Consider the following 7,292-nt stretch of genomic DNA (forward strand, 5'->3'; position numbering starts at 1 on the left):
GAATCGTCGCGTCCCGACGTCGGCGACGCCGCAGGCTCGGCCCGGGAGGTGCAGCGCGCCGCGGCGGCCGTGCGCGCCCGGTCCGCCGACGTGTTCGAACGAGCGGCCCTCGCGCACGAGGCCGCGGCCGACGTCCACGAGCGGCTCGCACGGCTCGGGTCGGACTCCGGTCGCCACCGCTCCCGAGCGCGCGAGCACCGCGAGGCGGCCGAGGTCGACTGGCGGATGAGTCGCGCGGGGCGCCCGCGAGGGGCGAGGACCGCGTCCCAGCGGCCGGGGTCGACGGACGAGGAGCTCCGGTCCACGGTGGAGGAGCTGGAGACGGCGAACGAGGACCTCCTGTCGACGCACGAGGAGCTGGAGACCGTGGGCGAGGAGCTCCAGTCGATCGAGCTCGAGCCCACCGCCGGCGACGCGGAGCAGCGTCCGTGGACCGTCCGGGTGAGCGAGGTCGACGACCTCACGGAGGAGGTGCTGTCGCCCCGGCGCGGGCGGGACGAGCGGCGTGATCCCTCGTGACGATGCTCCCGATCGCGTGAGCGCAGCGTGCGGAGACGCGTCAGGTGGGTGGCGTGTCGTCGAGTGCGCTCGCGACGGCACGCTCGAGTCGGCCCCCCTGGGTGCCGAGGTCGCCGCCCGCCGCGACGGCTGCCTGCATGACGAGCCGTGCGGCTGCGGTCACGTCGACGTCGCGCCGGTCCGCGCTCCACCGGAGCATCTCCAGGGCGCCGGCCCGGTCGACCCCGTAGACCAGGCCGAGGCACCCGATCGCCTGCTCGACGACCGGACGCTCCGCGAGCAGCTCGGGCAGCTTCGCGTTGACGGCCCGCGCGGCACGCGCGCGAACATCGGGGGACACGTCGACGACCACGCCGCGCACGTCGTGCCCCGGTCCCGCCGGCTCCGCGACCCCGGCGATCGCCACGACCCGGGACTCGCCCTCGAGTCGCTTGACGGTGTGCACCTGGGCGAACGCGGCACCCCCGCGCGCGCACTCCTCGACCGCGCGGCGCAGCGCCTCCCGCTCGTCGACGCGCACGTGCCGCAGCAGCGCGTCGAGCGTCGGCGGGACGTCGCCGGGGGACATCCCGAGGACGGCGTACAGCTCGTCCGACCACCAGGGGCGGCCGTCGACCGGGACGAGGAACTGTCCCGACTGGAGGTCGTCCATCACTCGTGCTCCGCGACTCCCGGCTGCGGCGCGCCCGTGGCTGGACACCCTCGGCCGGATGATGTGCCCAGCGTAGTCACGGCGTCTTCTCGCGGCATCCGAGTCCCGTCCCGGTCCCGCACCAGGGGACACCGGCCGGCGCACCGACGGAGAAGCGGCTCGCGGTGCGCTTCTCCGCGACGTGGGCACGTGAGCGGTGGCGCCGATGGCGCTCTGACGGACCGGCTCGTAGCGTGGACGCGTCGAGAACGCCCCGTGTGCGTCGGGGTCTGGCGGCAACGCGTCCGAGGAGAGGACACCCCATGGACCGCGCGCAGCACGACAAGGACCGGGGGCCGCTGAGCGCCGGCCAGGGACCCGACGAGTCCGAGACCGACCCGAGCGAGATCGACGTGACCGACGCATCGGAGTCGTCGGAGGAGGACCGCTCGGACGCCGGCTGACCGCAGGGGGACCCCCCTCGCCCCGCCGCAGGGCGAGCCGCACCGACGTCGCAGATCGCGCCGTCGGGAGAGTCGGGTCGGCTCGCCGACCCGGGAGAAACGGTTCATATTGAGGGGAGCCCTGAGGCAGTTCGGAGCGCGTCAGGGGCGACGTCGGTCGCCCTTCGAGCCAGGCGGAGGCTCCGATGCGTGCAGTGCGATGGGCAATCCCGGGTGCAGCGGTCCTGCTGGTCCTGACGGCGTGCGCCCGTGGGACGGGCGGCGGCGACGGGACGGCGGCACCGTCCTTCGACCCCGACGCGGACGTCTCGGGGAAGCTCACGGTGATGGGCTTCGGGGCGGGCGACGAGATCGGCGAGACGCGTCTGGAGCGCGCGAAGAAGTCCATGCCGGACGTCGACGTGTCGCTGATCGAGGGCGACCTCGACATCCAGGCGTTCCTGTCGGCCGTCGCCGCGGGTGACCCGCCGGACGTCGTGTACGCGAACCGCGACCAGATCGGCACGTTCGCGTCGCGCGGTGCGGTGGTCCCGCTCGACGAGTGCTACGCGTCGCAGGACGTCGACCAGGACGCGTTCCGGGACGCGGCGCTCGCGCAGGTGACGTTCGGCGACCAGCTGTACGGCGTGCCGGAGTTCAACCAGGTGCAGCTGACGATGGCGAACCAGTCGCTGCTCGACGCGGCGGGCCTGACGATCGAGGACGTCAACGGCTCGGACTGGGACGCGGTCACCGCGGCGACGACGGCGTTGTCGAAGTCCGACGGCGGCACGGTGAGCGTCATCGGCTACGACTCGAAGATGCCGGAGTTCCTGCCGCTGTGGGCCAAGGCGAACGGCGCGGACCTGCTCTCCGAGGACGGGCGGACGGCACAGCTCGACGACCCGAAGGTGCTCGAGGCGCTCGAGTTCGCGGTGAACGTCTACGACGTGCAGGGCGGTTTCGCCGGCGTGAAGTCGACGCGCGACGCGGCGGACTTCTTCGGCTCCGGCAACCAGTTCGCGTCGTCGACGCTGGGCGCGATGCCGATGGAGCAGTGGTACGTCAACGTGCTGAACGAGAACTCGCCGGACGCGCCGATGGCGTTCGACGCGTTCCGCACGCCAGAGGGTGAGCCGCTCGCGTACGCGACGGGCTCGGCGTGGGCGATCCCGGCCGGCTCGGCGAACCCCGAGGCGGCGTGCCGGTTCGCGGCGTCGATGGTGTCGTTCGACAGCTGGATGGCGGCGGCGCAGGCCCGGGCCGACGCACGCGAGCAGGAGGGCCTGGTCTTCACGGGCGTCCTGACGGGCAACGAGAAGGCGGACGACGAGATCCGCTCGACGCTCGTGGACGTCACGGACGAGCCGTGGGCGTCGGGCGTGAACGCGATGTACGAGGCCAACGACCACACGTTCGCGCTCCCCGCGAACCCCGCCGACAGCGAGTTCAAGACGGCGTGGCAGGACGCGGTGAACCGCGTGCTCAACGGCCAGCAGGAGCCGGCCGAGGCGCTGGCCCAGGCGCAGGAGGAGGCGCAGAAGGCGCTCGACGCGGCCTGGGAGCGCTGGGACGGCGGGTCGACGGACTGATGGCGGCGACGACGACGACCGCACCGGCCGGGGTCGAGGCCCCGCGCCGGCGGCGGTCGAGCGTGTCGAGCCGCGACGCGCGCCACGCGTGGTGGTTCATCGCCCCGTGGATCGTCGGGTTCCTCGTGTTCACCGCGTGGCCGATGGTCTACAGCGCGTACCTGTCGCTCACGGACTACGACGTCATCAACGACCCGCGGTTCGTCGGGTTCGACAACTACCGGGAGCTGTTCGCGGACCCGAAGGTCGCGCTGGCCCTGCGCAACACGCTGATCTACACGGTCATGGCGGTGCCGGCGCACATCCTGCTCGCCCTGGGCCTCGCGCTGCTGCTCGACCGGGCCGCGCGCTCGGCGGGGTTCTTCCGGACGGCGTTCTTCCTGCCGAAGATGACGCCGCCCGTCGCGATCGGCGTGCTCCTCCTGCTGCTGTTCAACGGTCAGCGCGGCGCGATCAACACCATGCTCGGCTGGTTCGGGATCGACGGCCCGGCGTGGACGACGGACCCCGACTGGGTCAAGCCGGGGCTCGTGATGATGGGCCTGTGGACCGTCGGCTCGACCGTCATCATCCTGCTCGCGGCCCTGCGCAACGTCCCGACCGACCTCTACGACGCGGCCCGCGTCGACGGCGCCGGGTTCTGGCACCGCACGCGCGCGGTGACGCTCCCGATGATCAGCGGCCCGCTGTTCTTCGTCGTCGTCGTCAACACCATCGCGTCCTTGCAGCTCTTCACCGAGGCGTACACCGCGTTCTTCGGCTCGGGGAACACGACGTACTCCAACGACGCCGCGCTCTTCTACGTCATCTACCTGTTCCAGCAGGCGTTCGAGTTCCTGCACATGGGGTACGCCTCCGCGCTGGCGTGGCTGCTCTTCCTCGTCATCATGGCGATCACGGGCATCCAGGTGCTGGTCAGCCGGCGCGTCGTCTACTACGAGGGGGACGCCCGATGACCTCCGCCGCCGCCGCGACGCGCATGCCCCAGGGCGTGGTCACCGCCGACCCCGAGACCCGTACGGTCCCGCGCCGGCGCCCGCCCCGACGGCTCGCGCTGCGCGTCGCCGTCCTCGCCGCGCTCGTGCTCGCGACCGTCGCGTTCGTCTACCCGTTCGTCTGGCTGCTGTCGGCGTCGTTCAAGCCGCGCGGCGAGGTGTTCGACAACCGCCTGATCCCGCAGACGTTCACGCTGCAGAACTACGTCGAGGTGTGGCAGGTCGCGCCCATGGCGACGTGGCTCGTCAACACCGTGATCGTCACGACGCTCGCCGCGGTCACCGTGACGTTCTCCTCGGCGCTCGTCGCGTGGGGGTTCGCGTACTTCCGGTTCCCCGGCCGCGGGCCGCTGTTCGGCCTCGTGCTCGCGACGATGATGCTGCCCGGCGCCGTCACGATGGTGCCGACCTACCTCATCTGGAAGGACCTCGGGCTCGTGGGCGGCCTCACCCCGCTGTGGGGCGGCAACCTGTTCGGCAGCGCGTTCTACATCTTCCTGCTGCGGCAGTTCTTCCTCGGCCTGCCGCGCGAGCTCTTCGAGGCCGCGCGCCTCGACGGCGCCGGCAACTGGACGATCTTCGCCCGCATCGCCGCACCCCTGTGCAAGCCCGCGCTCATCCTCACGCTGCTGTTCGAGATCCAGGCCGCGTGGACCGACCTCATGCGCCCGCTCATCTACCTGCAGGACTCGTCGACCTTCACCGTCCCGCGTGGGCTCAAGGCGATGCTCGACCAGTTCGGGTTCGGCGGGGAGTGGCACTGGGAGATCGTCGTCACCGCCAGCGTCATCACGACCGTCCCGATGATCATCCTGTTCTTCCTCGGCCAGCGGCACTTCGTCCAGGGCATCGCGACGACGGGCTCGAAGGGCTGACCTGCGCGATCGCGGTCCGTCGAGTTTCCCGGGCACCGACGCATCGGTGACCGTTCGCGGCTTGCCACGGCTGTCGTCGAGCCCCGCGGAGAGGACCCCATGCGCAAGCTCGTCTACTACGTCGCCACCACCCTCGACGGCTGCATCGCCGGACCGGACGGCGGCGACCCCAGCGGAGCCGACTGGTTCCCGATCACGCCGGACCTGGTCCGGTTCATCGTCGAGCACTACCCCGAGACCCTGCCCGGACCCGCACGCGCGGCCCTGGGCGTCGACGGCCCGGGCCGCGTCTTCGACACGGTGCTGGAAGGACGAGCCTCGTACGAGCTCGGACTCGCCGCGGGTATGACCGACGCGTACCCCCACCTGCGGCACCTCGTGTTCTCCACGACCCTGACCACGAGCCCCGACCCCGCCGTCGAGATCGTCGCGACCGACGCCCTCGACCGTGTCCGCGCGCTCAAGGCCGAGCCCGGCCTGGACCTGTGGCTGGTCGGCGGCGGCACCCTCGCGCACGCGCTGCTCCCGGAGATCGACCGCCTCGTCCTCAAGCAGAACCCGTCGGTCATCGGCTCCGGGGTCCCGCTGTTCAACGGCCCGTTCGGGCCCCACCTCTTCCGCCCGGTCGACGAGGTCCGCCTGGACAACGGGGTGCGCGTCCTGACCTACGACCGCGCCTGACCCCGGCAGGGTCCCGGATCGCGGCTGGCGACGCCGCGCGGGCCGCAGGATCGCCGGGTGTTCACCGACGGGAGCGCGGCAGCGCCTGCTCGAGCTTCGCGGCGCGGGAGAAGGCACGCGCGAGTCGACGCCCCGGGTAGTCCTCGAGGCGCGGATGACGCCGGCGGTGGTAGCAGTCCCAGTAGCTGCTCACCCGCGCACTCAGCAGGCGCAGCATCTCGGGATTCTGCGCCAGCACCCGCCCGTAGGCGCGCTGCTGGGGTGAGCCCTCGACGTCCACCTCCGTCAGGAACGCGGCGACGTCCGCGACGATCTCGACGACGTACTCGTCCACGAGCTTCACGACGTACGGCACGACCCACGCTTCGAGTGCGGAGGGGCCGCGCAGCAGGGTGCGCAGCGACCTCTGCCGCACGTAGCCGTCGTGGTGCCGCGTGTAGGCGCAGGCGGCCACGACAGGCGAGAGAAGCCTGGTGAAGGGCGTGTCCGGGGGAAGGGCGTCGTGGTAGATCCGGCCCGGGAGCGTCACCGTCTCCTTGTCCAGGACGACGGACGTCGTGTCGGAGCTCGCGGGGAGGGTGCTCCACGGGAACGGCGACGGCGGTAGGGCGTGCGCGACCTCGGCCGCCTCCGCGCGCAGCGCCGCCGGGAACGCCGACAGGATCCACGACGCGTCGGTCGCCTGCTGCTCGTGCGCCACCGGCGGAGTGTCGCAGCAGCGGTCGAACGGCCGCCAGACGGAGCCGAAGGAAGCCCCCGTTCGCCACGAAGCCGGAGGTGCGACCCGACGACCGGATGATCGGGATGAAGGCCGCCAGGCGGCGGCGGGCTCGAACCACCCGCTGCTCTCGACACCGGCGCGCACGTCGTCGCACCCGTGCGTAGGGTCGAGAGGGCGGTCAGGACGCGGCCGGTGAGCCCGTCGCCGAGCCCTCGTGCGGCGACGCACGCGAGGAGTCCCCATGGTCACGGCCGACACCGACCGCCCCGGCGGCACGTCCGACGAGCAGAGCACCGGTCGGCACGCCGGTCCGCGCGCCGACTCCGTCGCCGACCGGCTGGCCCAGGCGCTGGAGAACGCGCACCAGCTCGACCCGGTCGTCGAGCGGGTCGCCGCGCTGTGGCGCGGGCCGCTCCAGCACGACGGGCTCCGGAGGTTGCTGCGCGGCAAGCCGCTCGGCCACGCCGCGCACCCGCTGCTCACCGACGTGCCGCTCGGCCTCTGGATGAGCTCGGCTGTCCTGGACGCGGTCGGGCAGGAGAAGGCGGCGCGCCGCCTCATCGGCGCCGGGATCCTCGCGACCGGACCGACGATCGTCACCGGCTGGGCCGACTGGTCGGTGGCGGACGACCGGACGCGGCGCGTCGGCGTCGTGCACGCGGCGTCGAACGGCGTCGCGCTCGCCTGCTACACCGCGTCGTGGCTGGCCCGCCGCCAGGGCAACCGGGGTGTCGGCCTGCTCGCGTCGGCCGCGGGCGCCGCGGCGCTCGGTGTCGGCGGGTTCCTGGGCGGGCACATGGCGTACGTGCTCGGCTCGCCGCCGCGCGACCCTGAC

The 7,292-nt window shown here is 72.6% G+C and carries 8 protein-coding genes and 1 pseudogene; 7 read left to right on the top strand and 2 right to left on the bottom strand.

Features of this window, described 5'->3' with window-relative positions; translation table 11 throughout:
• Positions 1 to 519, top strand: a pseudogene (locus tag HGA02_RS20365) (hypothetical protein); the annotation flags it as partial.
• Positions 520 to 559: 40 nt separating this feature from the next.
• Here HGA02_RS20365 and HGA02_RS06835 read toward each other — a convergent pair.
• Complete coding sequence (locus tag HGA02_RS06835; RefSeq protein WP_168678396.1) at positions 560 to 1,171, bottom strand: PAS and ANTAR domain-containing protein; 612 nt, start codon at positions 1,169 to 1,171, stop codon at positions 560 to 562.
• Positions 1,172 to 1,473: 302 nt separating this feature from the next.
• On the opposite strand from HGA02_RS06835, the gene HGA02_RS06840 reads away from it, so the two are divergent.
• From HGA02_RS06840 to HGA02_RS06860, 5 genes are all read left to right on the top strand, one after another.
• A complete protein-coding gene (locus HGA02_RS06840; RefSeq protein ID WP_168678397.1) occupies positions 1,474 to 1,614 on the top strand; it encodes a hypothetical protein in 141 nt (46 codons plus the stop codon).
• A gap of 185 nt (positions 1,615 to 1,799) precedes the next feature.
• A complete protein-coding gene (locus HGA02_RS06845; RefSeq protein WP_168678398.1) occupies positions 1,800 to 3,185 on the top strand; it encodes an ABC transporter substrate-binding protein in 1,386 nt (461 codons plus the stop codon).
• Positions 3,185 to 4,141 carry a carbohydrate ABC transporter permease gene (locus tag HGA02_RS06850; protein WP_168678399.1) on the top strand — a complete coding sequence of 319 codons (957 nt, stop codon included), beginning with the start codon at positions 3,185 to 3,187 and terminating at the stop codon, positions 4,139 to 4,141. The genes HGA02_RS06845 and HGA02_RS06850 overlap by 1 nt, the downstream gene beginning before the upstream one ends.
• Entirely contained in the window at positions 4,138 to 5,055 is a 918-nt protein-coding gene (locus HGA02_RS06855) for a carbohydrate ABC transporter permease (protein WP_210728257.1), read from the top strand. Before HGA02_RS06850 ends, HGA02_RS06855 begins: the two co-directional genes overlap by 4 nt.
• 99 nt (positions 5,056 to 5,154) lie before the next feature.
• The gene (locus tag HGA02_RS06860; RefSeq protein WP_168678400.1) at positions 5,155 to 5,736 is read left to right on the top strand and encodes a dihydrofolate reductase family protein; all 582 of its coding nucleotides are present in this window, start codon (positions 5,155 to 5,157) and stop codon (positions 5,734 to 5,736) included.
• A 61-nt stretch (positions 5,737 to 5,797) separates the two neighbouring features.
• Here HGA02_RS06860 and HGA02_RS06865 read toward each other — a convergent pair whose 3' ends face one another.
• Entirely contained in the window at positions 5,798 to 6,436 is a 639-nt protein-coding gene (locus tag HGA02_RS06865) for a hypothetical protein (protein ID WP_168678401.1), read from the bottom strand.
• A gap of 262 nt (positions 6,437 to 6,698) precedes the next feature.
• On the opposite strand from HGA02_RS06865, the gene HGA02_RS06870 reads away from it, so the two are divergent.
• On the top strand, positions 6,699 to 7,292 hold a 594-nt coding region (locus HGA02_RS06870; protein ID WP_168678402.1), incomplete at its 3' end, for a DUF2231 domain-containing protein.

The sequence above is a fragment of the Cellulomonas septica genome, from assembly GCF_012396155.1.
Lineage (GTDB): Bacteria > Actinomycetota > Actinomycetes > Actinomycetales > Cellulomonadaceae > Cellulomonas > Cellulomonas septica.